The 24,185-nt window shown below is 60.1% G+C and carries 26 protein-coding genes; 7 read left to right on the forward strand and 19 right to left on the reverse strand.

Translation table 11 applies throughout. The annotated features are described in order from the left end of the window. Positions 1-18 precede the first annotated feature (18 nt). The 9 genes from ACZ0A4_RS26130 to ubiE all read right to left on the reverse strand — a co-directional run bounded on the left by ACZ0A4_RS26130 (position 19) and on the right by ubiE (position 6,123). The gene (locus ACZ0A4_RS26130; RefSeq protein ID WP_463576842.1) at positions 19-726 is read right to left on the reverse strand and encodes a 16S rRNA (uracil(1498)-N(3))-methyltransferase; all 708 of its coding nucleotides are present in this window, start codon (positions 724-726) and stop codon (positions 19-21) included. Continuing rightward, positions 723-1,514, reverse strand: coding sequence for a twin-arginine translocase subunit TatC (tatC, locus tag ACZ0A4_RS26135; RefSeq protein WP_083367258.1), 792 nt, complete (start codon positions 1,512-1,514; stop codon positions 723-725). Before tatC ends, ACZ0A4_RS26130 begins: the two co-directional genes overlap by 4 nt. Beyond that, a complete protein-coding gene (gene tatB / locus ACZ0A4_RS26140) occupies positions 1,511-1,963 on the reverse strand; it encodes a Sec-independent protein translocase protein TatB (RefSeq protein WP_463576843.1) in 453 nt (150 codons plus the stop codon). The genes tatC and tatB overlap by 4 nt, the downstream gene beginning before the upstream one ends. A gap of 10 nt (positions 1,964-1,973) precedes the next feature. Continuing rightward, positions 1,974-2,255, reverse strand: a complete 282-nt coding sequence (locus ACZ0A4_RS26145) for a twin-arginine translocase TatA/TatE family subunit (RefSeq protein WP_003220847.1) — start codon at positions 2,253-2,255, stop codon at positions 1,974-1,976. Between the two features lie 25 nt (positions 2,256-2,280). Next, a complete protein-coding gene (locus ACZ0A4_RS26150) occupies positions 2,281-2,613 on the reverse strand; it encodes a phosphoribosyl-ATP diphosphatase (protein WP_003220849.1) in 333 nt (110 codons plus the stop codon). Further along, a complete protein-coding gene (gene hisI / locus ACZ0A4_RS26155) occupies positions 2,606-3,007 on the reverse strand; it encodes a phosphoribosyl-AMP cyclohydrolase (protein ID WP_463576844.1) in 402 nt (133 codons plus the stop codon). The genes ACZ0A4_RS26150 and hisI overlap by 8 nt, the downstream gene beginning before the upstream one ends. A gap of 121 nt (positions 3,008-3,128) precedes the next feature. Beyond that, positions 3,129-4,733 carry a ubiquinone biosynthesis regulatory protein kinase UbiB gene (ubiB, locus tag ACZ0A4_RS26160; protein WP_463576845.1) on the reverse strand — a complete coding sequence of 535 codons (1,605 nt, stop codon included), beginning with the start codon at positions 4,731-4,733 and terminating at the stop codon, positions 3,129-3,131. After that, positions 4,730-5,353, reverse strand: a complete 624-nt coding sequence (locus tag ACZ0A4_RS26165; protein ID WP_034152973.1) for a ubiquinone biosynthesis accessory factor UbiJ — start codon at positions 5,351-5,353, stop codon at positions 4,730-4,732. Before ACZ0A4_RS26165 ends, ubiB begins: the two co-directional genes overlap by 4 nt. After that, complete coding sequence (gene ubiE, locus ACZ0A4_RS26170; protein WP_008080626.1) at positions 5,353-6,123, reverse strand: bifunctional demethylmenaquinone methyltransferase/2-methoxy-6-polyprenyl-1,4-benzoquinol methylase UbiE; 771 nt, start codon at positions 6,121-6,123, stop codon at positions 5,353-5,355. Before ubiE ends, ACZ0A4_RS26165 begins: the two co-directional genes overlap by 1 nt. Before the next feature lie 154 nt (positions 6,124-6,277). Here ubiE and ACZ0A4_RS26175 point away from each other — a divergent pair, with 154 nt between their 5' ends. The 3 genes from ACZ0A4_RS26175 to ACZ0A4_RS26185 all read left to right on the forward strand — a co-directional run bounded on the left by ACZ0A4_RS26175 (position 6,278) and on the right by ACZ0A4_RS26185 (position 8,143). Continuing rightward, positions 6,278-6,553, forward strand: a complete 276-nt coding sequence (locus ACZ0A4_RS26175) for a polyhydroxyalkanoic acid system family protein (protein WP_093430067.1) — start codon at positions 6,278-6,280, stop codon at positions 6,551-6,553. Between the two features lie 233 nt (positions 6,554-6,786). Beyond that, positions 6,787-7,209: a phasin family protein gene (locus tag ACZ0A4_RS26180; protein WP_463576846.1), complete on the forward strand. Its 423-nt coding sequence runs from the start codon at positions 6,787-6,789 to the stop codon at positions 7,207-7,209. Between the two features lie 10 nt (positions 7,210-7,219). After that, the gene (locus ACZ0A4_RS26185; protein ID WP_463576847.1) at positions 7,220-8,143 is read left to right on the forward strand and encodes a phasin family protein; all 924 of its coding nucleotides are present in this window, start codon (positions 7,220-7,222) and stop codon (positions 8,141-8,143) included. Positions 8,144-8,400: 257 nt separating this feature from the next. Here the strand turns inward: ACZ0A4_RS26185 and ACZ0A4_RS26190 are convergent, their stop codons facing one another. The 9 genes from ACZ0A4_RS26190 to argS all read right to left on the reverse strand — a co-directional run bounded on the left by ACZ0A4_RS26190 (position 8,401) and on the right by argS (position 18,861). Next, complete coding sequence (locus ACZ0A4_RS26190; RefSeq protein WP_122855557.1) at positions 8,401-9,021, reverse strand: TetR/AcrR family transcriptional regulator; 621 nt, start codon at positions 9,019-9,021, stop codon at positions 8,401-8,403. A 30-nt stretch (positions 9,022-9,051) separates the two neighbouring features. Beyond that, positions 9,052-10,734, reverse strand: coding sequence for a class II poly(R)-hydroxyalkanoic acid synthase (phaC, locus tag ACZ0A4_RS26195; protein WP_463576848.1), 1,683 nt, complete (start codon positions 10,732-10,734; stop codon positions 9,052-9,054). Between the two features lie 139 nt (positions 10,735-10,873). Continuing rightward, positions 10,874-11,728, reverse strand: coding sequence for a poly(3-hydroxyalkanoate) depolymerase (gene phaZ / locus ACZ0A4_RS26200; protein WP_034152967.1), 855 nt, complete (start codon positions 11,726-11,728; stop codon positions 10,874-10,876). A 137-nt stretch (positions 11,729-11,865) separates the two neighbouring features. Then, a complete protein-coding gene (phaC, locus tag ACZ0A4_RS26205; protein ID WP_463576849.1) occupies positions 11,866-13,545 on the reverse strand; it encodes a class II poly(R)-hydroxyalkanoic acid synthase in 1,680 nt (559 codons plus the stop codon). 258 nt (positions 13,546-13,803) lie between these two features. Then, positions 13,804-14,175, reverse strand: a complete 372-nt coding sequence (locus tag ACZ0A4_RS26210; RefSeq protein ID WP_141127262.1) for a gamma-butyrobetaine hydroxylase family protein — start codon at positions 14,173-14,175, stop codon at positions 13,804-13,806. A gap of 76 nt (positions 14,176-14,251) precedes the next feature. Further along, positions 14,252-15,589, reverse strand: a complete 1,338-nt coding sequence (gene hslU / locus ACZ0A4_RS26215; RefSeq protein WP_064388878.1) for an ATP-dependent protease ATPase subunit HslU — start codon at positions 15,587-15,589, stop codon at positions 14,252-14,254. Between the two features lie 54 nt (positions 15,590-15,643). Next, positions 15,644-16,174, reverse strand: a complete 531-nt coding sequence (hslV, locus tag ACZ0A4_RS26220; RefSeq protein ID WP_016984593.1) for an ATP-dependent protease subunit HslV — start codon at positions 16,172-16,174, stop codon at positions 15,644-15,646. Between the two features lie 232 nt (positions 16,175-16,406). Then, the gene (locus ACZ0A4_RS26225; RefSeq protein ID WP_007909385.1) at positions 16,407-17,123 is read right to left on the reverse strand and encodes an SPOR domain-containing protein; all 717 of its coding nucleotides are present in this window, start codon (positions 17,121-17,123) and stop codon (positions 16,407-16,409) included. Position 17,124: 1 nt separating this feature from the next. Then, positions 17,125-18,861, reverse strand: a complete 1,737-nt coding sequence (gene argS / locus ACZ0A4_RS26230; RefSeq protein ID WP_463576850.1) for an arginine--tRNA ligase — start codon at positions 18,859-18,861, stop codon at positions 17,125-17,127. Here argS and ACZ0A4_RS26235 point away from each other — a divergent pair. Beyond that, a complete protein-coding gene (locus ACZ0A4_RS26235) occupies positions 18,860-18,982 on the forward strand; it encodes a hypothetical protein (RefSeq protein WP_256579857.1) in 123 nt (40 codons plus the stop codon). The genes argS and ACZ0A4_RS26235 overlap by 2 nt on opposite strands. Before the next feature lie 93 nt (positions 18,983-19,075). On the opposite strand, the gene ACZ0A4_RS26240 is transcribed toward ACZ0A4_RS26235, so the two are convergent. Further along, positions 19,076-21,295, reverse strand: a complete 2,220-nt coding sequence (locus ACZ0A4_RS26240; RefSeq protein ID WP_463576851.1) for a primosomal protein N' — start codon at positions 21,293-21,295, stop codon at positions 19,076-19,078. A gap of 286 nt (positions 21,296-21,581) precedes the next feature. On the opposite strand from ACZ0A4_RS26240, the gene rpmE reads away from it, so the two are divergent. The 3 genes from rpmE to ACZ0A4_RS26255 all read left to right on the forward strand — a co-directional run bounded on the left by rpmE (position 21,582) and on the right by ACZ0A4_RS26255 (position 24,077). Continuing rightward, positions 21,582-21,809 carry a 50S ribosomal protein L31 gene (gene rpmE, locus ACZ0A4_RS26245; protein WP_016984589.1) on the forward strand — a complete coding sequence of 76 codons (228 nt, stop codon included), beginning with the start codon at positions 21,582-21,584 and terminating at the stop codon, positions 21,807-21,809. 14 nt (positions 21,810-21,823) lie between these two features. After that, entirely contained in the window at positions 21,824-22,624 is an 801-nt protein-coding gene (locus ACZ0A4_RS26250; protein WP_463576852.1) for a thermonuclease family protein, read from the forward strand. A gap of 184 nt (positions 22,625-22,808) precedes the next feature. After that, entirely contained in the window at positions 22,809-24,077 is a 1,269-nt protein-coding gene (locus ACZ0A4_RS26255) for a malic enzyme-like NAD(P)-binding protein (RefSeq protein WP_102899524.1), read from the forward strand. Positions 24,078-24,185 lie beyond the last annotated feature (108 nt).

The following is a 24,185-nucleotide window of genomic DNA, read 5'->3' on the forward strand; positions in this document are numbered from 1 at the left end:
TGTAGGAGCGGTGTTTGGTTAGAAGAGGCGGGCGAGCAGGGCGGTGACGGCGGTTTCGACGCGCAGGATGCGTTCGCCCAGTTGCACCGGTTGCAGGCCGGACTTGGCCAGCAGATCGATTTCGTAGGGAATCCAGCCGCCTTCAGGGCCGATGGCCAGTGTCACCGGTTCGCTGAGCGCGCGCGGGCACGGCGGGTAGTTGCCAGGATGGCCGACCAGCCCGAGTGTGCCTTCGGTAATCGCCGGCAGCCGGTCTTCAACGAAAGGCTTGAAGCGCTTTTCGATGATGATTTCCGGCAACACGGTATCGCGGGCCTGTTCGAGGCCGAGGATCACATTTTCGCGAATCGCCTCAGGCTCAAGAAACGGTGTCTGCCAGAAGCTTTTTTCGACCCGATAGCTGTTGACCAGAATCACCTTGGACACGCCCATGGTCGCCACCGTCTGAAACACCCGACGGAGCATCTTCGGACGCGGCAGCGCCAGCACCAGCGTCAACGGCAATTTGGCCGGTGGCGGCTGATCAAGACAGACGCGCAACTCGGCTTCACCCGCTTCCAGACGCAGCAACTCGGCCGAACCCATCAGCCCATTGATCCGGCCAACGCGCAGGCTGTCCCCGACTTCCGAGCGGTGGACCTCCTGCAAGTGCGTCAGACGTCGATCACGCAGCACCACGCGGTCGGCCGCAATGAAATCGGCCTCTTCGAGCAACAGCAGGTTCATGCCTGGGTCGCTGGCGGCTGGTCATTGTGGTCGTCGGCCGGGGTTTCGTCCGGGCGTTCGCGCTTGCTGATCAAACCACCGAACAGAATGCCGATTTCAAACAGCATCCACATCGGCACGGCCAGCAGGGTCTGCGAGAAGATGTCCGGCGGCGTCAGGATCATGCCGACCACGAAGCAGCCGATGATCACGTACGGGCGGATTTTCTTCAGGTATTTGACGTCGACCACGCCGATCCATACCAGCAGCACCACGGCCACCGGGATCTCGAACGCCACGCCGAAGGCGAAGAACAGCGTCATGACGAAATCGAGGTAACTGGCGATGTCGGTCATCATTTCCACGCCGGCCGGGGTGGCAGCGGCGAAGAATTTGAAGATCAGCGGGAACACGAAGTAATAGGCGAACGCCATGCCGGTATAGAACAGCAAGATGCTGGACACCAGCAGCGGCACCGCGATGCGCTTCTCATGCTTGTACAGGCCCGGCGCGATAAAGCCCCAGATCTGATGCAGGATCACCGGAATCGCGAGGAACAGCGAGACCATCATCGTCAGCTTCAGTGGCGTCAGGAACGGCGACGACACGTCGGTGGCGATCATCGTCGCGCCGACTGGCAGGTACTGGCGCAGCGGCGTCGAGACGAAGGTGTAGATCTGCTGGGTGAACGCGAACAGCCCGGCGAAGATGATGAAAATCGCCGCCACACAACGCAGCAGGCGGGTGCGCAACTCGGTGAGGTGCGAAACCAGCGGCATGTGCTGGTCGTTTTCGGGGAGATCGCTCATGGGGCTCGCGGCGGCAATGTGGGGTCGTGAGGCGCTGGTGTGATCGGCGCGGCGGTTGGAGATACGTGTTCAACCGAGGTTTCTGCGGCTGCCGGTTCTGTCGGCGCTACAACGGCAGCAGGTACAGGTGCGGCTACAGTGGGCGCGGCGGGCGCATGAATCGTCTGCTCGCCTACATGCTCAACCGGCGTCGGCTCCTGCTGAACCGGCGTGAAAATCTTCCGCGCCTCCTGCTCCAGCGACAGAATGTGCTCGTTGTGCAGTTGCCGACGTATTTCGTCGGCACCGATTTCACGTTCAACTTCCTGTTTGATCGCGTTGAAGCTGCGCTTCAGCCGTCCGACCCACAGGCCAGCGGTGCGCGCAGCGCCCGGCAGACGCTCGGGGCCCAGCACCAGCAGGGCGACGAGGCCGACGAGCAGCAGTTCAGAGAAGCTGATACCAAACATTAGTCAGTGCTCACACGTCTTTGCGGATCGGCTCTTCGACTTTCTGCGCCTGCACGTCGATGGTGTGCGGCGGATTGGCCTGAGCGGTGGCTTGCGGCTGCACCGGTGGCACTGGTTGCGCAGGCGTCACGGTTGGATCAGCGGCCGGTTTTTCGTCATCGTTCATGGCTTTACGGAAGCCCTTGATCGACTCGCCAACGTCGGTGCCGAGGTTTTTCAGTTTCTTGGTGCCGAACACCAACACCACGACTACCAGAATGACGATCCAGTGTTTCCAGTCAAAAATGCCCATGTTGCTGTTCCTCTCTAAAAGTTGTTCAGGCGGACGGACGCGAGGCTTTCTCGACGTGTCCGGACAGACCGAAGCGGCGATCCAGTTCATCCAGCACAGCCTGCGGATGCTGCCCCAGTTGGGCGAGCATGACCATGCTGTGGAACCACAGGTCGGCGGTCTCGTAGATCACGTCGCTGCAATCGCCACTGATCGCGGCGTCCTTGGCGGCAATAATGGTTTCGACCGACTCTTCGCCGACTTTCTCCAGAATCTTGTTCAAACCCTTGTGGTACAGACTGGCCACATACGAGCTGTCGGCGGCTGCGCCTTTGCGCTCTTCTAGTACCTGAGCGAGGCGGGTCAGGGTGTCACTCATGTGTGTGTCCTGCGGAATAAATGGCGTTCGGATCTTTGAGGACCGGGTCGACTGTCTTCCAGTCGCCGTTTTCGAAGACACGGTAAAAGCAGCTTTGACGGCCGGTATGGCAAGCGATGTCGCCGATCTGTTCAACCATCAGGATGATCACGTCGGCGTCACAGTCCAGACGCATTTCATGCAGCGTCTGTACATGGCCGGACTCTTCGCCCTTGCGCCACAGCTTGCCACGGGAACGTGACCAGTAGATTGCACGGTTTTGCGCCGCGGTCAGTTCGAGCGCTTCGCGGTTCATCCAGGCCATCATCAATACACGTCCGGTCTTGTGATCCTGGGCAATCGCCGGCACCAGGCCATCAGCGTCCCACTTGATCTCGTCCAGCCAGTTTTTCATCTTCAATTCCTGACAGAAGCAGCTTCGAGTTGCGAGCTTCACGCTGCAAGTAAAAGCAGTTGCGGTGTGCTTGTAGCTTCAAGCTTGCAGCTCGCAGCTTATAACTTGCAGCTGATTCGTGCTATCGGCGAACGACCAGATACAAGCCGACTGCCACCATGATTCCGGCCGGCCAATGCCCCAACGCGTTAAGCGGGCCACCGATGGCGAGGATCACCCCGCCGGCCAGATGCGCGCAACCGAGTAAACGCAGGAACCAGTCGTCCTTGCGTTTATGCCATGGTGGCGGCGGGTCGTAGGCGTGTGGTTGCGACATGCGTTCGAGCAGATCGCGGGCCATGTTGGCCAGGTGCGGCAGCTGTTCGAACTGGCTCTGCACGTTGCCGAGCAAGGCTTTCGGGCTGACGCGTTCGCGCATCCAGCGCTCCAGAAACGGCTGCGCGGTGTTCCACAGATCCAGATCCGGATACAGCTGACGGCCGAGGCCTTCGATGTTCAGCAAGGTCTTTTGCAGCAGCACGAGTTGCGGCTGCACTTCCATGTTGAAGCGCCGCGCGGTCTGGAACAGGCGCATCAGCACCTGGCCAAATGAAATATCTTTTAACGGTTTTTCGAAGATCGGTTCGCAGACGGTGCGGATCGCCGCTTCGAATTCGTTGAGTTTGGTTTCCGCCGGCACCCAGCCCGAATCGATGTGCAGTTGCGCCACACGCCGGTAGTCACGCTTGAAGAACGCGAACAGGTTGCGCGCCAGGTAATCCTGGTCTTCCGGGGTCAGGCTGCCGACGATGCCGCAGTCGATTGCGATGTACTGCGGGCTCCACGGATTGACGGTGCTGACGAAAATGTTGCCCGGATGCATGTCGGCGTGGAAAAAGCTGTCGCGGAACACTTGGGTGAAGAAAATCTCCACGCCGCGCTCGGCGAGCATTTTCATGTCGGTGCGCTGGTCGGCGAGGGTCGCCAGATCCGTCACCTGGATGCCGTAGATGCGCTCCATCACCAGCACTTTCGGCCGGCACCAGTCCCAATAGACCTGCGGCACGTAGAGCAGCGGCGAACCTTCGAAGTTGCGCTTCAACTGGCTGGCGTTGGCCGCCTCGCGCAGCAGATCGAGTTCGTCGTAAATGGTTTTTTCGTAGTCCTGGACCACGTCGACCGGGTGCAGCAGACGCGCGTCGGCGGAGAGCTTTTCAGCGGCGCGGGCAAGGATGAACAGCCACGCCAGATCCTGTGCGATCACCGTTTTCAAACCGGGGCGGATCACCTTCACCACCACTTCTTCGCCGGTTTTCAGCTGCGCGGCATGCACCTGCGCCACCGAGGCCGAGGCCAGTGGTTCGACATCGAAGCGGCTGAACACGTCGCTGATTTTCTTGCCCAGCTGTTCTTCGATCAGCTTGATCGACAGCTGCGAGTCGAATGGCGGAACGCGATCCTGCAACAGCATCAGCTCATCGGCGATGTCTTCCGGCAACAGGTCGCGGCGGGTCGAAAGAATCTGCCCGAACTTGATGAAAATCGGCCCGAGATCCTGCAACGCCAAGCGCAGACGCGCGCCCCGGCTAAGGTCCAGCGGCTTGCGCGGGAACCAGCGCCACGGCAGCACATAGCGCAGCGCCAGGAGAAACCAGGGCAGCGGCAGATCGAACAGCAGGTCATCGAGGCGGTAGCGGATCACGACGCGCTGGATGCGCAACAGACGGCGGACGGCAAGCAGCTTCATGCGTTATCGCTTGGGTCGAGGGATCGGGAAAGGCGCTCGAAACGCGCCTCGAGGCGTTCCAGATCAAGTTTGATCCGGTCCAGTTCGCTGAACCGCGCTTCGGCTTCGCGCTGCCCGACGAGGGTGCGCGATTCTTCGGCGAGGTATTCGGCGAGATTCTGGTTGAGGCTGGCAAATCCTTGTTGATACCAGCGCGCGCGGCTGCGCAGATGGCCACCGACCAGTTGCGTGGCGACCGGGCCGAGCCAGCGCGAGAGTTCGTACTCCCAGTCCAGCTCAAGATCCTGCAACACACCGGCCAGCTCCAGCAGCACGCCGCTGTCGCCATCGAGTTCGACTTCCGGGGCGTGCAGCACCGCCGTCTTGTCTTTGCTCACGGCCAGTTTGATCAGGCTTGAAGCCGGCGCACGCAGGGTGCAGTCGACAGCGGTTTCCCAGTGCGAAGCCAGCATCAAACCTTCGTCGCTCGGCAGGATGAACAATTGCAGTGCCGGGCTGCGGCAGTCGACGGCAATCACCTTGCCGGTCAAATGCGCCAGCCGCGGCAGCGCCGTGCTGTCGAGACGCAGCACCCGGTTGAGGCCGAGTTCGACGCTGGCGAGCAGCCCGGTGAGCAACATCAGGGCTTGATGCCGCGGTGCAGGGCGACGATACCTGCGGTCATGTTGTGATAGGTCACGCGGTCGAAACCGGCGTCGACCATCATCGACTTCAGCGTTTCCTGATTCGGGTGCATGCGGATCGATTCGGCCAGGTAGCGATAGCTTTCCGAGTCGTTGGTGATCAGCTTGCCCATCAGCGGCATGAAGGCGAACGAGTAGGCGTCGTAGGCTTTCGACATCAGCGCGTTGGTCGGCTTGGAGAATTCCAGCACCAGCAAACGACCGCCGGGCTTGAGTACGCGCAACATCGAACGCAGGGCGTCTTCCTTGTGCGTCACGTTGCGCAGGCCGAAAGCGATGGTCACACAGTCGAAGTGGTTGTCCGGGAACGGCAGCTTTTCGGCGTCCGCCTGAACGAATTCGACATTGCCGGCAACACCCAGATCGAGCAGGCGGTCACGACCGACCTTGAGCATCGATTCGTTGATGTCGGCCAACACGACCTGACCGGTCGGGCCGACCAGGTGCGAGAATTTTTTGGTCAGGTCACCGGTACCGCCGGCGATGTCCAGCACGCGGTTACCGCTGCGCACGCCCGAGAGTTCGATCGCAAAACGCTTCCACAGACGGTGCATGCCGCCCGACAGAAGGTCGTTCATCAGGTCGTACTTGGCGGCTACCGAGTGGAAAACCTCAGCGACTTTTTCCGCTTTCTGGCTTTCCGGAACGTTTTTGAAGCCGAAGTGAGTGGTGGGTTCGGCATCGCTGCCTTTGCGCTGATCAGTCATATCGCTGTCACCAAAAGAGAATGCGCGACATTCTAATCCCCAAGCCATGCTTTGTCTTGGAATGGCTAAAGGTAAGATGGGCAACCTTCGGGACGATTTGCCGCAGCGGCGGTCAAGATTTACCGGTACATCTTTTTAAATCAGGAGTCATGTAATGGCCAAAATCACTGTTGAGCGTGCCCACAATCTGGGTAAGGAAGCCGCCCGCGAGAAGGCCGACAAGCTGGCGCAAAAACTCTCCGATCAATATGGCCTGGAGCCGCAATGGTCCGGCGACACCCTGAACCTCAAACGTTCGGGCGTGAAAGGCGCGGTGCATGTGGCGGACGATTCGATCAAGGTCGACGTCGAGCTGGGCATCATGATGTCGGCCATGAGCGGCATGATCAAAGCCGAAATCGAGAAGGCCCTCGATAAAGCGTTGGTCTGAAACACGATTCCCTGTAGGAGTGAGCCTGCTCGCGATAGCGGTCTGTCAGTCGACATCATTTTTGACTGATACACCGCTATCGCGAGCAGGCTCACTCCTACATTTATTTTGTGGTGCACCCGAGCTTTTATGTCAGTTGTTAGGGTGCCGTTTCTAATTTTTCTGCCTACTTTGTGCCAGAGCCCGACACTTTCGCGGGCAGTTCCTCAAACCTTCTGCGCGTGAGGTGCACCATGGCCAAAGTTATTTTGAAGAAAAAAATCGACGCTTCGACTTCTGCTCTGAGCGACGTCAAATCCTATGCCCGCAAGATATGGCTGGCAGGCCTGGGTGCCTACGCCAAGGTCGGCCAAGAGGGCAGCGAGTACTTTCAAGAGTTGATCAAGGCTGGTCAAGCTGTTGAAAAGAAAGGCAAAAAAGCCGTCACCGAAAAACTCGAAGCGGCCAACGCCGAGATCGATGAAGCCAAGAACGAAGTGAGTTCTTTCAAAGGTCGTGTCGAAGTTCAACTCGACAAGGTCGAGAAGGCATTCGACACCCGTGTAGCAAGCGCCTTGAATCGTATCGGCATTCCGTCTAAACATGACGTTGAGACACTCTCTGCTAAGCTCGATGAGCTGACGGCATTGCTCGAACGCGTCGCGCGTAAATCTTAAGGAGAACGGGATGGCTGGTAAAAAGAACACCGATAAAGAAGGCAGCTCGTGGATCGGGAAAGTCGAAGACTACTCCCGCAAAATCTGGCTGGCTGGTTTAGGCGTGTACTCGAAGATCGACACTGACGGCAGCAAGCTCTTCGATACATTGGTCAAAGACGGCGAGAAAGCCGAGAAGCTCACCAAGTCCGCAGTCGGCAAAAAAGTCGATGCCGCCAAGGACTCTGCTTCCTCGGCCAAGTCGCGCATCAGCGGCGTGAAAGATCGCGCACTGGGCAAGTGGGACGAGCTGGAAGGGGCTTTCGACAAGCGCCTGAACAGCGCGATTTCGCGCTTGGGCGTACCGAGCCGCAATGAAGTCAAAGCGCTCAACAGCAAGGTCGACACACTGACCAAGCAGATCGAGAAACTCACCGGTCTGAAAGCTCAGCCTGTGGCGGCGAAAACCGCAGCGGCAAAACCGGCAGCGAAAACTGCGGCGGCCAAACCAGCAGCAAAATCCGCTGCCAAGCCACTGGCCAAAGCGGCGGCTAAACCCGCTGCAAAAGCCGCGGCTAAACCGGCTGCGAAAACTGCTGCCGCCAAGCCAGCAGCAAAAGCAGCAGCCAAACCGGTTGCCGCCAAAGCCGCTGCCAAGCCGGCAGCTAAGCCTGCGGCCAAAACTGCAGCAAAACCTGCCGCCAAGCCAGCAGCGAAAACCGCTGCCGCCAAACCGGCTGCCAAGCCTGCGGCGAAACCGGCAGCAGCGAAGAAACCAGCGGTGAAAAAACCGGCGGCACCGAAAGCCGCAGCGCCGAAGCCAGCAGGACCTGCTGCAGCCAAGCCGGCCACTCCGGCAGCCCCGGTGAGCGCGTCGAACTCCGCCGCGGCACCGACTCCGGTGGCTACCCCGACTGTTGCATCGACGCCGTCGACGCCGACCAGTCAGTCCTGATTCTTCAGGGCAAAACAAAACGCCCGGCCTGTGAAGGTCGGGCGTTTTTGTTTGTGCGTTTTTAAAGCTTGCCCTCACCCCAACCCTCTCCCGGAGGGAGAGGGGGCCGACCGAGGTGTCTGGCGCTATACATCGACCTGAAAGATCGAGTCGATTATGGATTCAGCGCTTGGTTTTCACGTCGGCGTAATTCCCGAATATCCCCCAATCAGTCCCCTCTCCCTCTGGGAGAGGGCTAGGGTGAGGGGCTTTTGATTTCAGTCGTGATCTTCAAGGTACTGCAGGGCCATCCGTTCGGTAGCCACCTTCACCGGCGGCAGCAAATGCGGCGCCACCAGCATCATGATCTGGTACACGACCAACCTGACCTCACCCTCACGATCCAGAATCCGCTGATAATCCAGCGAAAACAGCAACGTCATGGTGATCTGCTCAACCAGTTGCCCCAACGCCTGCGTATCACTGACCAACTGCCCCCCCGCCTTCAACCGCGCCAGCAACGACGCCAGCGTGCGCTTCAGTGCATTGAGCAGATGACGAATCCCCTTGGCCAGTTTCGGCAATCGCCCGGCCAGGTTCGACAGGTCTTGAAACAGAAACCGATACTGCGCCAACCGCTCGACGATCAAATGCAAAAACAGCCAGTAATCTTCCGGCGCCAGTTCCACATCTGCCGGCGGATCGAGCAGTGGCGCCAGTTCATTCTGGAAGCGTTCGAACAACCCGAGAATCAGCGGTTCCTTGCCGTGGAAGTGGTAGTAGAGATTGCCCGGGCTGATCCCCATTTCGTTGGCCACCTCCATGGTGGAGACGTTCGGCTCGCCCTTTTCGTTGAACAGTTGCAAAGCACATTCGAGAATCCGGTCGCGGGTTTTCATCCAGTCTTCTTAGAAAAATTCGGTTAAGCGTCAGCGCACACGCACATAAGTACCGGGCGCGGCCTCCATCGGTGGATAGTTCGGGTTGCCAAGGGTGAACAAGGTTTCGTGCTGCGCACCGGAACGCTGTTGAATCCATTCCAGCCACTGCGGCCACCAACTGCCGTCAACGTGCTTGCCGTCGTAGTACCAGGCGCGCGGGTCGCTGCTCATCTTGCCGTTCTCGACGTAGGCGGCTTTCGGGTTGCTCGGCGGGTTGAGAATGCTCTGCACATGGCCGCTGTTGGACAGCACGAAACGTCGCTCGCCACCCAGCAGCAGGGTCGAGCGATACACTGCGTCCCACGGCGTGATGTGGTCGTTCATACCGGCGACGCTGAAGCTGTCGACGGTGACTTTCTGCAGATCGATTGGCGTGCCGCAGACTTCCAGACCACCCGGATGGGTCAGCGGGTTGTGCTTGAAAAAGTCCAGCAGGTCGCCGTGAAACGCCGCCGGCAGACGGGTGTTGTCGTTGTTCCAGTAGAGGATGTCGAAGGCTGGCGGCTCTTTGCCCAGCAGGTAATTGTTGACGAAGTAGCTCCAGATCAAATCGTTGGGGCGCATCCAGGCGAAGACCTTGGCCATGTCTCGACCGTCGAGCACGCCTTTCTGGTAGGAGCGACGCTTGGCGGCTTCGAGGGTTTGTTCGTCGGCGAAGAGGGTGGCCGGGGTTTCGATCTGGCTGTCAAGCAGGCTAACCAGGTAGGTCGCACTGGAGACGCGACGCAGTTGCCGTTTGGCCTGCAAATGCCCTTGCAGAGCGGCGATGGTAAGCCCGCCGGCGCAGGCGCCCATCAGGTTGACCTCGCGGGCGCCGGTGATCGTCCGGCAGATGTTCATCGCTTCTTCCACGGCTTCGACGTAGGTCGACAGACCCCATTCGCGATGGCGCACATCGGGATTGCGCCAGCTGATCATGAAGGTCTGCAGGCCGTTTTTCAGTGCGTACTGGACGAAGCTGTTCTGCGGGCTGAGGTCGAAAATGTAGTACTTGTTGATTTGCGGCGGCACCACCAGCAGCGGCTTGGCGTACTGCTTTTCGCTCATCGGTTTGTACTGGATCAGCTCAAGCATCTCGTTGCGAAACACCACCGAGCCAGTGGTGGTGGCGACGGTCTTGCCGACCTCGAAAGCCTGTTTGGTCACCTGACGGGGCAAACCGTCGTTGTGCAGCAGATCATCGAACAAATGACTGAGGCCGCGCACCAGACTGTGCCCGCCTGAGTTGAACAGCTCCTTGACCGCCAGCGGGTTGAGCAAGGTGTTCGATGGCGCCACGGCGTCGTTGAGCAAGGTGAAGGCGAAGTGCGCGCGGGCGCGATCGTCATCGTTCATGTTGCTTTCATCGATCCAGCTTTTGACCTGTTTCTGCCAGGCCAGATAGGCCTGCAGGCTGCGCCGGTAGAACGGATTGAGGCTCCACGCCGGGTCAGCGAAACGGCTGTCGTTCGGATTGGTCGGGTGCAAGGTTTCGCCGAGCAGCACGCGACCCAGTTGGCCACCCAGTTTCAAGGCGTGCTTCGCACTGTGAATCGGGTTGCGCAGGCCATGGGCGGCGACGCTGCGCAAGGTCGAAATCAAATCCCGCCCACGCAGGCCGGTAATCGCACTTTGTGCGTTGATGAACACGGCGGGGCTGGGCACCACGCCCGTCGCTGGTTTGTCGCGCATGACTCAACACTCCTTCGTCTTCAGGCCAAAAACAAACTCACCGAACCAGAACACCATAGACGCTGTTGCGGGTTGCTGCCTGCGCGGCGTCCTGCCACGCACTCTTTGCCAAAGGCCTGCATAAAGCCTGCCGCCGGAGTTAACCGCCGAGCGGTGTCGGATGCGGATGCATCACCGCGCGCTGACGTTCCTCCTGGAGAAACTTCATGATGATCGGCGCCACCGCTTCGGCGCGGGTGATCAGGAACAGATGACCGTCGTCGATGATGTGCAGTTGGGCGTTGGGAATGCGCCAGGCGAGCATGCGCATGTTGATCAATGGGATCAGCGGATCGTCATCGCCGGCCAGCACCAGCGTCGGCTGATGGATCTTGTGCAGCCAGTGAATGCTGGTCCAGCCGAGGCCGGCGAAGAGCTGCCAGTAGTAACCGAGCTTGCCCGCCGAACGCACTTTGGCGGCGTGGCTGGCCGCCAGCGTCGGGTCGCGGCGGAACGAGCCGCCGTAGATAAGCGGGGCGATGCGGATCACGTGCGAAGGCTGAATGTAGCGCCGTGGACTGGCCATCATCCACAGCACTTTCGGTTTGCCCGGCACCATCACCGCACCTGCCGCGGTCGCCGCCAGCACCAGTTTCTTGCAGCGCTCGGGGTAGTCGTAGGCGAACTGCTGCGCGAGGGCGCCGCCCCACGACACGCCGATAACGTTGACTTGCCCATAGTCGAGGTAATCGAGCATGCGCGAGGTCAGCTTGGCCAGACCGGGAAAGCGATACGGCCGATTAGGCGTGGACGAGCCGCCGACACCGGGGACGTCGAAAGCGATCACTTCCAGGTCCGGGTCCAGCGCCGCGACAAACGGAAACACCAGCTCCAGGTTGGCGCCAATGCCGTTGAAAATCAGCAAGGGCGTCAAGTGAGGCTTGCCGGGGCGTACCGCCGTGCGGAGGGTCTGGCCATCCAGATCGACGGTACGGAATATGAACGGTTGCGGCATGCTTCAGGCCCTGTGGATGGAGTCTGTTTCTCAAATTTATAACTGTGGGAGCGAGCTTGCTCGCGAATACGATCAATCATTCAACATTGATGGTGACTGACACGACGCTTTCGCGAGCAAGCTCGCTCCCACAGGTTTTACCGCTCGTGAACGTAAGTGCCCGGCGATGCTTCACCCGCCGGATACGCCTTGTTGCCCAGTTTCAGCGGGGCCTTTTTCAGGTTGCCCGAGCGTTCGGCCTGCCACGCCTGCCAGTACAGCCACCAGGAATCAGTGTGCTTGGTCGAGTTTTCTTGCCACTCATCGGCATTGGCCGCCATTTCTTCGCCGGTCATGTAGCGCGATTTCGGGTTGCCCGGCGGGTTCAGAATGCTCTGGATATGTCCGCTGCTCGACAGCACGAATTCGACCTTGCCACCAAACAACTGCGCCGACTTGTAGCAGGACTTCCACGGTGTGATGTGGTCGTTGGTGCCAGCCAGCGAAAAGATGTCGGCCGTGACCTGCTTGAGGTCGATCGCTGTGCCGCACACTTCCAGTGCATTCGGGCGGATCAGTGGGTTGTTTTTGAACATCTCGATCAGGTCACCGTGGAACGCCGCCGGCAACCGTGTGGTGTCGTTGTTCCAGAACAGGATGTCGAACACCGGCGGCTCGTTGCCGAGCAGGTAGTTGTTGACCCAGTAGTTCCAGATCAGATCGTTCGGGCGCATCCAGGCGAAAACCTTGGCCATGTCTTTGCCTTCGAGCACGCCGGCCTGGTACGAATGGCGCTTGGCGGTCTCCAGGGTCTGCTCGTCGACGAACAGGGCGACGTCGCTGTCCAGCGTCGTGTCGAGCACGCTGACCAGCAGCGTGAGGGCATTGACCTTCTTCTCGCCGATCGCCGCGTAGTGGCCGAGCAGGGCGGTGCAGGTGATGCCGCCGGAGCAAGCGCCGAGCATGTTCACATCTTTACTGCCGGTAATCGCGGTGACCACGTCGACCGCTTCTTTCAGCGCATCGATATACGTCGACAGGCCCCACTCGCGCTGGGCCTTGGTCGGGTTGCGCCAGCTGACGATGAACGTCTGCACGTTATTGCGCAGGCAGAAACGCGCCAGACTTTTGTCCGGGCTCAAATCGAATACGTAGAATTTGTTGATCTGCGGCGGCACCACCAGCAACGGGCGCTCGTGGACTTGCTCGGTGATCGGCTTGTACTGGATCAGCTCCAGCACGTCGTTGCGAAACACCACCGCGCCTTCAGTGACACCGAGACTCTTGCCGACCTCGAACGCGCCCATGTTGACCTGGCTCGGCATGCCGCCGTTGTGCACCAGGTCCTTGGCCAGATGCGAGAGACCGTCGAGCAGGCTCTTGCCGCCGGTTTCGAAGAAGCGTTTCACGGCGGCCGGGTTGGCGGCGGTGTTGGTCGGGGCCATGGCTTCGGTCATCAGGTTGATGACGAAGTGGCCGCGGGCGATATCTTTGGGTGACAGACTACTGTCATCGATCCAGGAATGGAGTTCCTTGCGCCATGCCAGGTAAGTTTGCAGATAACGTTTGTAGAGCGGGTTCTGGCTCCACGCAGGATCAGCGAAGCGACGGTCATCGCCAGCCGGTTGCAGTTCGGATTTGCCAAACAGCACGTTCTTCAGTTCGAGGCCGAAATGGGTGACGTGCTTGACGCTATGGATCGGTTGTTTAATGGCCTGTTTGAGCACCATACGAGCAGAGGCCAGCAGATCCTTTCCGCGTAGCCCAACGACGGGATTAAGCCCCAGGGTGTTTTCCGAGGCTTGGTACTTCAGGTCATCGTTATTCTTGTTACTCATCTACGACGCTCCATTGTCCTGAGACGAGTACCCGGTTTTCTGCTGTGCAGTTCCACAGCCAATGCCAGGTACTACTGCTCGGGTGACCGTTAATTCTGCATAGCTGCTTTACAGTCGTAGAGCACTGCAGGGAACTTGCCAGCTCCATTGGTTACCCGAGTTTAATTTTTTTCGCAAGCGGGCCGATCCTCGGCCACACAGCGGAGCATTCAAACAGATGAATTTAGAAAATGCCCTCTAATGAGCGCGAGGCTCGGGCTAGAGCATCAGCTTGACGATGGACTCGTTCGGGTCGCGGGTTTTTCCGGCGGCTTTGAGCTCGGCCAGATAATCGGCCCAGAGTGCGTCATAACGTCGCCCCAGCTCGTAGAGATAATCCCAGGTGAAGAGGCCGCTGTCGTGACCATCGTCGAAGGTCAGTTTCAGTGCGTAGTGACCGGCCGGTTCCAGTTTGCTCAGGCCGACATTGATCTTGCCGAATTGCAGGATTGGTTTGCCGTGGCCCTGGACCTCGGCGGAGGGGGAATGCACGCGCAAGAATTCGGCGGGCAGGGTGTACTCCTCGCCGGACGCGTAGGTGAGCGTTAGGGTTTTCGAGGCTTTGTGCAGTTTGATGTCGGTAGGAATCATAAAAACAGCCCTGAGCTGCAAGCAACAAGCTGCAAGCTTAACTCAGCTTGCCGCTTGTAGCTCGGAGCTTGCCGCTCTACAGAATGTAGCGGGACAGGTCTTCGTTCTGCGCCAATTCGCCGAGGTGGCTGTTGACGTATTCGGCGTCGATCAGAATCGGCTTCTCATCGTGCGTGCTGGCCAGATCGCCGGCGCTGAACGACACCTCTTCGAGCAGACGCTCAAGCAGTGTGTGCAGGCGGCGGGCACCGATGTTCTCGGTCTTCTCGTTGACCTGCCAGGCGATCTCCGCCAGACGCTTGATGCCTTCCGGCTGGAACTGGATGTTCAGGCCTTCGGTTTTCAGCAGCGCGCAGTATTGCTCGGTAAGCGAGGCGTGCGGTTCGCTGAGGATACGTTCGAAGTCCGACGGGCTCAGCGCTTTGAGTTCAACGCGGATCGGCAGACGACCTTGCAGCTCAGGCACCAGATCGCTCGGTTTGCTCAGGTGGAACGCGCCGGAGGCGATGAACAGGATGTGGTCAGTCTTGACCATGCCCAGCTTGGTGTTGACGGTGCAGCCTTCGATCAGCGGCAGCAGGTCGCGCTGCACGCCTTCACGGGAGACATCGGCGCCGCCGACATTGCCACGCTTGGCGACTTTGTCGATCTCGTCGATGAAGACGATGCCGTGCTGTTCAACCGCTTCCAGCGCTTTGGCTTTCAGCTCTTCTTCGTTGACCAGACGCCCGGCTTCTTCGTCGCGCACCAGTTTCAGCGCTTCTTTGACCTTGAGCTTGCGCGCCTTCTTCTTGCCCTTGCCCATGTTGGCGAACAGCGACTGCAACTGGTTGGTCATCTCTTCCATGCCGGGCGGCGTGGCGATTTCGATGCCGGCGACTTCAGCGACTTCGATCTCGATTTCCTTGTCATCCAGCTGACCTTCGCGCAGACGCTTGCGGAACAGCTGACGGGTGTTGGAATCGGAGCTCGGTGCTTCTTCATTGCTGAAGCCCATGCGGGCCGGCGGCAGCAGCGCGTCGAGGATACGATCCTCGGCAGCGTCTTCGGCGCGGTGACGCACGCGAGTCATTTCCTGCTCGCGGAGCATCTTGATCGCGGCGTCGGCCAGATCACGGATGATCGATTCGACGTCACGACCGACGTAACCGACTTCGGTGAACTTGGTCGCTTCGACCTTGATGAACGGCGCGTTGGCCAGTTTCGCCAGGCGACGGGCGATTTCGGTTTTACCGACACCAGTCGGGCCGATCATCAGGATGTTTTTCGGGGTCACTTCAACGCGCAGCTCTTCAGGTAGCTGCATGCGGCGCCAGCGGTTGCGCAGGGCAATCGCGACGGCGCGCTTGGCATCGTCCTGGCCGATGATGTGGCGGTTGAGTTCGTGGACGATTTCGCGGGGAGTCATGGACATAATAGTTGACGGTCCTCAAGCAGAAACAAGCCGTGGCACAGGGCCGCGTCAGGCTTATTCAGCGAGATCCTGCTCCTCAATGGTCTGGGTGTGGTTGGTGAATACACAGATGTCGCCGGCGATGCCAAGGGCGGTTTCGACGATTTCGCGTGCCGACAGGTCGGTCTTTTTCAACAGGGCGCTGGCCGCAGCCTGCGCGTAACCGCCGCCGGAACCCATGGCGATCAGGCCGTCTTCGGGTTCGACCACGTCACCGTTGCCGGTGATGATCAGCGAAGCGTCTTTGTTGGCGACGGCGAGCATGGCTTCGAGGCGGCTCAGGGAGCGGTCGGTGCGCCATTCTTTGGCGAGTTCGACAGCGGCGCGCACCAGGTGGCCCTGATGTTTTTCAAGCTGGCCTTCGAAACGTTCGAAGAGGGTAAAGGCGTCGGCGGTGGCACCGGCAAAACCGGCGATGACCTGGCCGTGGTACAGGCGACGAACTTTTTTCGCGTTGCCTTTCATCACGGTATTGCCGAGAGAAACCTGGCCGTCGCCGCCCATGACGACTTTGCCGTGACGGCGAACTGAAACGATGGTGGTCAAGGGAAGAGTCTCCACACAGCGGGGCGAAAGTGCCTTATGCCCATTCATATGGGGGTGCTGGAGAGGATTTCAACCGGAGAGGGTGCGGAGGGACGAACGGCGGGGACTGATCAGGGATATGTGGTGTGGCAAACATTGCCTTCGCGAGCAGGCTCGCTCCCAAAGGGACAGCGCATATCCTGTGGGAGCGAGCTTGCTCGCGAAGAACGATGAAGCGGTGACTCTGACGAAATCAGCGGCTCTGGCGTTGTTGTAACAACAGGTTGCTGAAGCCGGCCCCGGCCAGTTGTTTCTGCGCAGTAGTCAGCTGTTCACGGTTGCTGAACGGCCCGACCAAAACGCGGTACCAGGTTTCATCCTTCACTGTGCCGGACTCAACCGCCACCGCCTGACCGAGCAGAATGATCTGCGCGCGGACCTTGTCGGCATCGGTTTCCTTGCGGAACGAGCCAGCCTGCAGGAAGAACTTCGTCACCGGCGCGGCTTTGCTCACCGGCGGTGCTGGCGGCGGGGTAATCCCGGCCAAGGCTGCCTGAGCGCGCGCGGTGTCGATCTTCGCCGCTTCTGCCGGTGTCACCGGCGTGGTCGGGATGGCCGGCACTTGTGGCGTCGGCAAAGTCTTCTCCGGCACCGCGTCCGGCGGCACGATCACTTCCGATTCTGGCAACAGTGTGTAGAAGTCGTACTTCGGCTTGACCGGCTGAGTCGGGCTCGGCGGGGTCTTGTTGGCCTCGGCGATTTTCGACGCTTTCTGCTGTTGCGCCTGCTCGACCTTCTCACGCTTGACCGTGTCGCTGCCCTTGCCCGGCTCCAGCTTCATCAGAAACACGATGAACGCGCCGACCGTCAGGCCGATGGCCATCCACAGCCAGCCCGGAATCGGTTGCTTCGCAGGAGCTTGGTAACGGCTGGCGCCACGCTTGGGTGCAGGTTTTTTCTTGGCAGCCAACTTACATACGCTCCAGAGTTTCCAGACCCAACAGCTCCAGGCCTTGCTTGAGGGTGCGACCGGTCAGCGCGGCCAGGCGCAGACGGCTCTGCATCTGGGCCGGGGTTTCGGCGGCGAGGATCGGGCAGTTCTCGTAGAAGCTTGAGAACAGACCGGCAACGTCGTACAGGTAAGTGCAGAGAATGTGCGGCGTGCCTTTCTCGGACACGTTGTTCAACACTTCACCGAACTGCGCCAGTTTTGCCGCCAGCTCTTGTTCGTGCGCCGCGTCGAGGACGATCTGGCCATCGACTTCGCTGAAATCCTTGCCCAGTTTGCGGAACACGCCGGCCACGCGGGTGTAGGCGTAGAGCAGATACGGCGCGGTGTTGCCTTCGAAATTCAGCATCAGATCGAAGTTGAAGCTGTAGTCGCTGGTGCGGTGCTTCGACAGGTCGGCGTACTTCACCGCGCCGATGCCGACGACTTTGGCGATGTTGCGCAGCTCGTCTTCGGCCAGCTCCGGGTTCTTCTCTTTCACCAGGTTGTAGGCACGCTCCTGCGCTTCAGTCAGCAGGTCGATCAGCTTCACGGTGCCGCCGTCACGGGTCTTGAACGGACGGCCGTCCGCGCCGTTCATGGTGCCGAAGCCCATGTGTTCCATCTCCATCGGATGGGTGACGAAACCGGCCTTGCGCGCCACGGCGAACACTTGCTGGAAGTGCAGGGCCTGACGCTGATCGACGAAGTACAGCGCGCGATCGGCTTTCAGTTTGCCGCTGCGGTAGCGCACGGCCGCGAGGTCAGTGGTGGCGTAGAGGTAACCGCCGTCAGCCTTGACGATGATCACCGGCAGCGGGTCGCCGTCGGCGTTCTTGAACTCGTCGAGGAACACGCACTGCGCGCCGTTGCTCTCGACCAGCATGCCGGCGGCTTTCAGATCGTTGACCACGTTGATCAGGTCGTCGTTGTAGGCGCTTTCGCCCATCACGTCGGCCATGGTCAGTTTGACGTTGAGCAGTTCGTAGATCTTCTGGCAGTGCGACAGCGAGATGTCCTTGAACTTGGTCCACAGCGCCAGGCACTCGGCGTCGCCGGCCTGCAGCTTGACCACCAGACCACGGGCGCGGTCGGCGAATTCTGCGGATTCATCGAAACGCTGTTTTGCGGCGCGGTAGAAGTTTTCCAGATCGGACAGCTCGTCGCTGGTGATCGGGTTTTCCTGCAGATAGGCCATCAGCATGCCGAACTGAGTACCCCAGTCGCCGACGTGGTTCTGCCGGATCACTTCGTCGCCGAGGAATTCGAGGACGCGGGCCACGCCGTCGCCAATGATGGTCGAGCGCAAGTGGCCAACGTGCATCTCTTTGGCCAGATTCGGTGCCGACAGGTCGACCACGGTGCGCTGCGCCGGGCCGGCCTTGCGCACGCCAACATGGGCATCAGCCAATGCAGCGTCGAGACGCGAGGCCAGCGCCTGGGTGTTCTGGAAGAAGTTGATGAAGCCCGGGCCGGCGATTTCGGCCTTGGTGACGTTTTCGTCAGCCGGCAGCGCGGCGATGATTTTTTCCGCCAGATCGCGCGGCTTCATGCCCGCAGGCTTGGCCAGCATCATCGCGATATTGCTGGCGAAGTCGCCGTGGGTCTTGTCGCGGGCGTTCTCCACCTGGATCGCCGGCGACAGGCCTTCAGGCAACACACCTTCGTTGACGAGTTGGGTGAGGGCTTGTTGGATCAGCTGGCGAATGGTGTCTTTCATGGTCTTCTCTTTCGACCGCAAGCGCGGCGGGCGCATCGATGCGCGGGTGGAAAAACTGGGCATTATCCGTTGCGAAGACGGGCTTGCCAACCTTAGCAGGCAGCTTATGGATATGTGGTGACATTCAGATCAAAAGATCGCAGCCTTCGGCAGCTCCTACACGGGGATACGCATTTTCCTGTAGGAGCTGCCGAAGGCTGCGATCTTTTGATCTTCAATATAAATCGACGGGATCGACATCCAGCGACCAGCGCACCGCGCGTCCGCTTGGCATCTGCTCCAGCACCAGCAACCAACTCGCCAGCAAACGATGCAACGGTGCCCGCGCCGTCGCCTGCAACAAAAGCTGCGCGCGATAGCGGCCAGCACGGCGCTCCATCGGTGCTGGCACCGGCCCGAGCAATTCAATCCCGCTCAGATTCTGCTCGGCCAGCAAACGCTCGGCTTCGCTACACGCTTCATCAAGAAAGCCTTCCGCCTGCCCCGGTTTGTGCGCCTCGGCACGCAACAGCGCCAGATGCGCAAACGGTGGCAGCCCGGCAGCCCGGCGCTCGCTCAAGGCCTGCTCGGCGAAGGCGAAATAACCTTGCTCGGTCAGTTGTACCAATAATGGATGGTCGGCGAGGTGCGTCTGAATGATCACCTTGCCTGGCTCCTCGGCACGCCCGGCACGTCCGGCCACCTGCACGATCAACTGCGCCATGCGCTCGCTGGCGCGGAAGTCGCCGGAAAACAGGCCTCCGTCGGCATCCAGAATCGACACCAGCGTCACCCGTGGAAAATGGTGCCCTTTGGCCAACATCTGTGTGCCGACCAGAATGCACGGCTGGCCCTTCTGAATCGTCGCGAACAACTGATTCATCGCGTCCTTGCGCGATGTGCTGTCGCGATCAACGCGCAGCACCGGATAATCGGGGAACAGAATCGCCAAGCGTTCTTCGGCGCGCTCGGTGCCGGCGCCCACGGGCCGCAAGTCAACCTTGTTGCACTTCGGGCACTGGCGCGGGGTGCGCTCGACGTAGCCGCAATGGTGGCAACGTAATTCGCCGTAACGCTGATGCACGGTCATTCGCGCGTCGCAGCGCGAACACTCGGACATCCAGCCGCAATCGTGGCAGAGCAACGTCGGCGCAAAGCCGCGACGGTTGAGGAACACCAGCACTTGTTGCCCATTCGCCAGTGTCTGGCCGATGGCTTGCTGCATCGGTCCGGAGATTCCGCTGTCCAGTGGACGGCTTTTTACATCGAGGCGCAGGAAACGCGGCTGCTTGGCGCCGCCGGCACGTTCATTCAGGCGTAGGAGGCCGTAACGGCCGGTGTAGGCGTTGTGCAGACTTTCCAGAGATGGCGTGGCGGAACCGAGCACGATCGGGATGTTTTCCTGCCGTGCACGTACCAACGCCAGATCGCGGGCGTGGTAACGCAGGCCTTCCTGCTGTTTATAAGAGCCGTCGTGCTCTTCGTCGATGATGATCAGCCCGGGATTTTTCATCGGCGTGAACAGCGCCGAGCGGGTGCCGATAATAATGTCGGCCTCGCCATCGCGCGCCGCGAGCCAGGCGTCGAGACGCTCGCGGTCGTTGACCGCCGAGTGCAGCAGGGCGATGCGCGCATTGAAGCGCTGCTCGAAGCGCGCCAGGGTCTGCGGGCCGAGGTTGATCTCAGGGATCAGCACCAGCGCCTGTTTGCCGGCTTCGAGGGTTTCACGGATCAGCTGCAAATAGACTTCGGTCTTGCCGCTGCCGGTGACCCCGGCCAAGAGGAACGCGTGATAACTGTCGAAACCGGCACGGATCGCTTCGTAGGCGGCACGCTGTTCGGCGTTGAGCGGCAATTCTGGTTGCGCAAGCCAGTGTTCGTGGCGCGCACCGGGTGCATGGCGGCGGATTTCCACCTGCACCAGATTTTTCGCCAGCAGCAGATCGAGGCTGTCTTTGCTCAGCATCAGTTTGCTCAGCAACTGATGGGCGACGCCGTGCGGGTGTTGAGCGAGGGTGGCGAGTGCTTCACGCTGGCGCGGCGCGCGGGCGATGCGCGGATCATCAAGGCTGGCGCCGGGTGTGATCGACCAGAAACGCTCCTGCCGGGCCTCGGCCAGTTCGCCTTGGCGCAGCAGTACCGGCAGTGCCCAGCTCAGGGTGTCGCCGAGGCTGTGCTGATAATACTGCGACGTCCACAGGCACAACTTGAACAGCGCTGGCGGCAGTGGCGGCGTGGCATCGAGCAGGGCCAGCGCCGGTTTGAGTTTCTCCACCGGCACTTCGCTGGTGTCGGTGATCTCGACCAGAATCCCGATCATCTCGCGCCGACCGAACGGTACCCGCAAGCGCATGCCCGGCTGCAATTGCTCGCGCAGCACGCCGGCCGGCGCCCGATAGTCGAACAGGCGGCGCAGGGGCGAAGGCAAGGCGAGGCGCAAAATGGCGTCGGGCACGCGGCGGGATCTCTATAAACGCAAAAGAAGGGTTGAGCGCAGATCAATTGTGGGAGCGAGCTTGCTCGCGAAGACGGAGTATCAGGCGCTTGAGCATTGACTGACACAACGCATTCGCGAGCAAGCTCGCTCCCACAGGGAATGCGTTCAAGGCCGGGAGCCTAGCAGACGGTCGGTCTCGGTGACAGCTTGCGTGTTTGAAAAGGTCTGGTAGAATCCGCGGCCTAATTACGTGCGGTATTCAACAATAGTGTTGGGTGGCGGCACGCTAGCTGAGGAAGACACCATGAAAGCTGATATCCACCCGAATTACCCAGTCATCGCTGTTACCTGCAGCTGTGGCAACAAGTTCGAAACCCGTTCGACTTTCGGCAAAGCTCTGCCAATCGACGTTTGCAACGAATGCCACCCGTTCTACACCGGTAAGCAGAAGACTCTGGACACTGGCGGCCGCGTTCAGCGCTTCGCAGACCGTTTCGGTGCTTTCGGCAAGAAACCTGCTGCTGCAGAGTAAGGTTGAAGGGCCCGGTGGGCTTTTCCTCGTTGCTGAAAAAGGCGTCCCTCGCGGGCGCCTTTTTTGTGTCTGCGATTTGGCTGTCCGGCGCGCAGGCCTTCTGCCCGGCGCCTGCGGGACTGACCGGCGTCACGGTGCAGCGCGTGGTCGATGGCGACACGTTGCGCCTGAGCGACGGTCGCAGCGTACGCATGATCGGTCTCAACACGCCTGAGCTGGGCAGACAGGGCCGCAGCGATGAACCCTTCGCGGTAGCGGCACGCAAGCGCCTGCAAACGCTGGTCGATGCCAGCGGCGGACGTGTCGGTTTACTCCCCGGCAAGCAAGCCAAAGACCATTACGGGCGTACGCTCGCGCATATTTACAGCGCCAGCGGCGCCAGCCTCGAAGCGCAAATGCTCGCCGACGGCCTCGGTTTTCAGGTCGCGGTGGCGCCGAATGTCGATCTTGTCGCCTGCCAGCAAGCCGCCGAACGCAGCGCGCGGAAGGCTGGTCTGGGCCTCTGGCGGCAATCGCCTGTACTGAAAGCGGAGCAGATCCAGCGCTCGGGTTTCGCCGTGATCAGTGGCCGTGTGAGCAAGGTTCAGCGCAATCGAGGCGGAATCTGGATCGAGTTGCAGGGTTCGCTTGTATTGCGCGTTGCACCCAATCTGGTCGGACAATTCGACAATACCCGGTTGCAGGCGCTGAAAGGCAAGCAGATCGAGGCTCGCGGATGGATCGTTGATCGTTCGCGGCGCGATGGATTGCAATCCGGACAGTCACGTTGGCTACTTCCGCTGACAGATCCATCGATGTTGCAAACGCCGCGCTGAAGAAAAAATTGTAGACATTTTTTATGTCGATTGTGAACAGTCCAGCCCTTATGCGCCGTGGCTCTTGGCCCAAAGTCGTAGGGCAGGGCGCTTGACAGGGGTGACCGCTCAGTCTTGTGGGGACTTTGCGAGGCGCGTATCCTCGCTGACCAGTCTGTCCAACAGTAAAAAGCGGAATGCCAAAATGTCTGATCTGAAAACTGCCGCTCTCGAATATCATGCCAATCCTCGTCCAGGGAAGCTGAGTGTCGAGCTCACCAAGGCCACTGCTACCGCTCGCGACTTGTCGCTGGCGTACAGCCCCGGCGTAGCTGAACCAGTGCGTGAGATCGCCCGCGATCCTGAACTGGCCTACAAATACACCGGCAAGGGCAACCTGGTTGCAGTCATTTCCGATGGCACCGCGATTCTCGGTCTGGGCAACCTCGGCCCATTGGCCTCCAAGCCAGTGATGGAAGGTAAAGGCGTACTGTTCAAGCGCTTCGCCGGCATCGACGTTTTTGACATCGAAGTCGACTCCGAAAGCCCTCAAGCCTTCATCGACACCGTAAAACGCATCTCCATCACCTTCGGTGGCATCAACCTGGAAGACATCAAGGCACCCGAGTGCTTTGAGATCGAACGCGCTCTGATCGAGCAGTGCGACATTCCGGTATTCCACGATGACCAGCACGGTACCGCGATCGTGACCGCTGCGGGCATGATCAACGCCCTGGAAATCGCTGGCAAAACCCTGCCGGACGCCAAGATCGTCTGCCTTGGCGCCGGCGCTGCGGCCATCTCCTGCATGAAACTGCTGGTGAGCATGGGCGCACGCATCGAAAACATCTTCATGGTTGACCGTACCGGCGTGATCCACTCCGGCCGTGACGATCTGAACCAGTACAAAGCAGTATTCGCTCACGCCACTGACAAGCGCAGCCTGGCTGACGCACTGGCAGGCGCTGACGTGTTCGTCGGTCTGTCCGGCCCGAACCTGCTGAGCGCTGAAGGCCTGCTGTCGATGGCCCCTAACCCGATCGTGTTCGCCTGCTCGAACCCGGATCCGGAAATCTCCCCGGAGCTGGCGCACGCGACCCGTAGCGACGTGATCATGGCCACTGGCCGTTCGGACTATCCGAACCAGGTCAACAATGTGCTGGGCTTCCCGTTCATCTTCCGTGGTGCTCTGGACGTTCGCGCCAAGCGCATCAACGAAGAAATGAAAGTGGCTGCGGCCAACGCCCTGCGTGAACTGGCCAAGCTGCCTGTGCCTCAGGACGTGTGCGATGCCTACGGTGGCGCGCCGCTGGAATTCGGTCGTGAGTACATCATTCCGAAGCCAATGGACAAGCGCCTGATCACCCTGATCTCCGACGCTGTGGCCAAGGCCGCGATCGAGACTGGTGTAGCGACCCTGCCGTATCCGAAGAACTACCCGCTGAAAAGCGTGGATGACGTGTTCAACGGCTAAGTCGTTGTAGCGCTTCAACTGAAAGCCCCGGCTCGTGAGAGTCGGGGTTTTTTTGTGGGTCAAAAGCAACCCTCACCCTAACCCTCTCCCGGAGGGAGAGGGGACTGA

The sequence above is a fragment of the Pseudomonas sp. AC172 genome, from assembly GCF_979258595.1.

Excerpts from the sequence above, each read along its gene's own strand:
- ACZ0A4_RS26255 (WP_102899524.1), top strand. The coding sequence starts at position 22,809 with ATGTCTGATCTGAAAACTGCCGCTCTCGAATATCATGCCAATCCTCGT.
- ACZ0A4_RS26190 (WP_122855557.1), bottom strand. The coding sequence starts at position 9,021 with ATGAAAACCCGCGACCGGATTCTCGAATGTGCTTTGCAACTGTTCAAC.
- rpmE (WP_016984589.1), top strand. The coding sequence starts at position 21,582 with ATGAAAGCTGATATCCACCCGAATTACCCAGTCATCGCTGTTACCTGC.
- argS (WP_463576850.1), bottom strand. The coding sequence starts at position 18,861 with ATGAAAGACACCATTCGCCAGCTGATCCAACAAGCCCTCACCCAACTC.
- ubiB (WP_463576845.1), bottom strand. The coding sequence starts at position 4,733 with ATGAAGCTGCTTGCCGTCCGCCGTCTGTTGCGCATCCAGCGCGTCGTG.
- ACZ0A4_RS26185 (WP_463576847.1), top strand. The coding sequence starts at position 7,220 with ATGGCTGGTAAAAAGAACACCGATAAAGAAGGCAGCTCGTGGATCGGG.
- hslU (WP_064388878.1), bottom strand. The coding sequence starts at position 15,589 with ATGTCCATGACTCCCCGCGAAATCGTCCACGAACTCAACCGCCACATC.
- tatB (WP_463576843.1), bottom strand. The coding sequence starts at position 1,963 with ATGTTTGGTATCAGCTTCTCTGAACTGCTGCTCGTCGGCCTCGTCGCC.
- phaC (WP_463576848.1), bottom strand. The coding sequence starts at position 10,734 with ATGCGCGACAAACCAGCGACGGGCGTGGTGCCCAGCCCCGCCGTGTTC.
- hisI (WP_463576844.1), bottom strand. The coding sequence starts at position 3,007 with ATGAAAAACTGGCTGGACGAGATCAAGTGGGACGCTGATGGCCTGGTG.
- phaC (WP_463576849.1), bottom strand. The coding sequence starts at position 13,545 with ATGAGTAACAAGAATAACGATGACCTGAAGTACCAAGCCTCGGAAAAC.
- ACZ0A4_RS26180 (WP_463576846.1), top strand. The coding sequence starts at position 6,787 with ATGGCCAAAGTTATTTTGAAGAAAAAAATCGACGCTTCGACTTCTGCT.
- ACZ0A4_RS26175 (WP_093430067.1), top strand. The coding sequence starts at position 6,278 with ATGGCCAAAATCACTGTTGAGCGTGCCCACAATCTGGGTAAGGAAGCC.
- tatC (WP_083367258.1), bottom strand. The coding sequence starts at position 1,514 with ATGAGCGATCTCCCCGAAAACGACCAGCACATGCCGCTGGTTTCGCAC.
- ACZ0A4_RS26130 (WP_463576842.1), bottom strand. The coding sequence starts at position 726 with ATGAACCTGCTGTTGCTCGAAGAGGCCGATTTCATTGCGGCCGACCGC.
- ACZ0A4_RS26145 (WP_003220847.1), bottom strand. The coding sequence starts at position 2,255 with ATGGGCATTTTTGACTGGAAACACTGGATCGTCATTCTGGTAGTCGTG.
- ACZ0A4_RS26210 (WP_141127262.1), bottom strand. The coding sequence starts at position 14,175 with ATGATTCCTACCGACATCAAACTGCACAAAGCCTCGAAAACCCTAACG.
- ACZ0A4_RS26150 (WP_003220849.1), bottom strand. The coding sequence starts at position 2,613 with ATGAGTGACACCCTGACCCGCCTCGCTCAGGTACTAGAAGAGCGCAAA.
- ACZ0A4_RS26165 (WP_034152973.1), bottom strand. The coding sequence starts at position 5,353 with ATGTTGCTCACCGGGCTGCTCGCCAGCGTCGAACTCGGCCTCAACCGG.
- ACZ0A4_RS26235 (WP_256579857.1), top strand. The coding sequence starts at position 18,860 with ATGGTCTTCTCTTTCGACCGCAAGCGCGGCGGGCGCATCGATGCGCGG.
- ubiE (WP_008080626.1), bottom strand. The coding sequence starts at position 6,123 with ATGACTGATCAGCGCAAAGGCAGCGATGCCGAACCCACCACTCACTTC.
- phaZ (WP_034152967.1), bottom strand. The coding sequence starts at position 11,728 with ATGCCGCAACCGTTCATATTCCGTACCGTCGATCTGGATGGCCAGACC.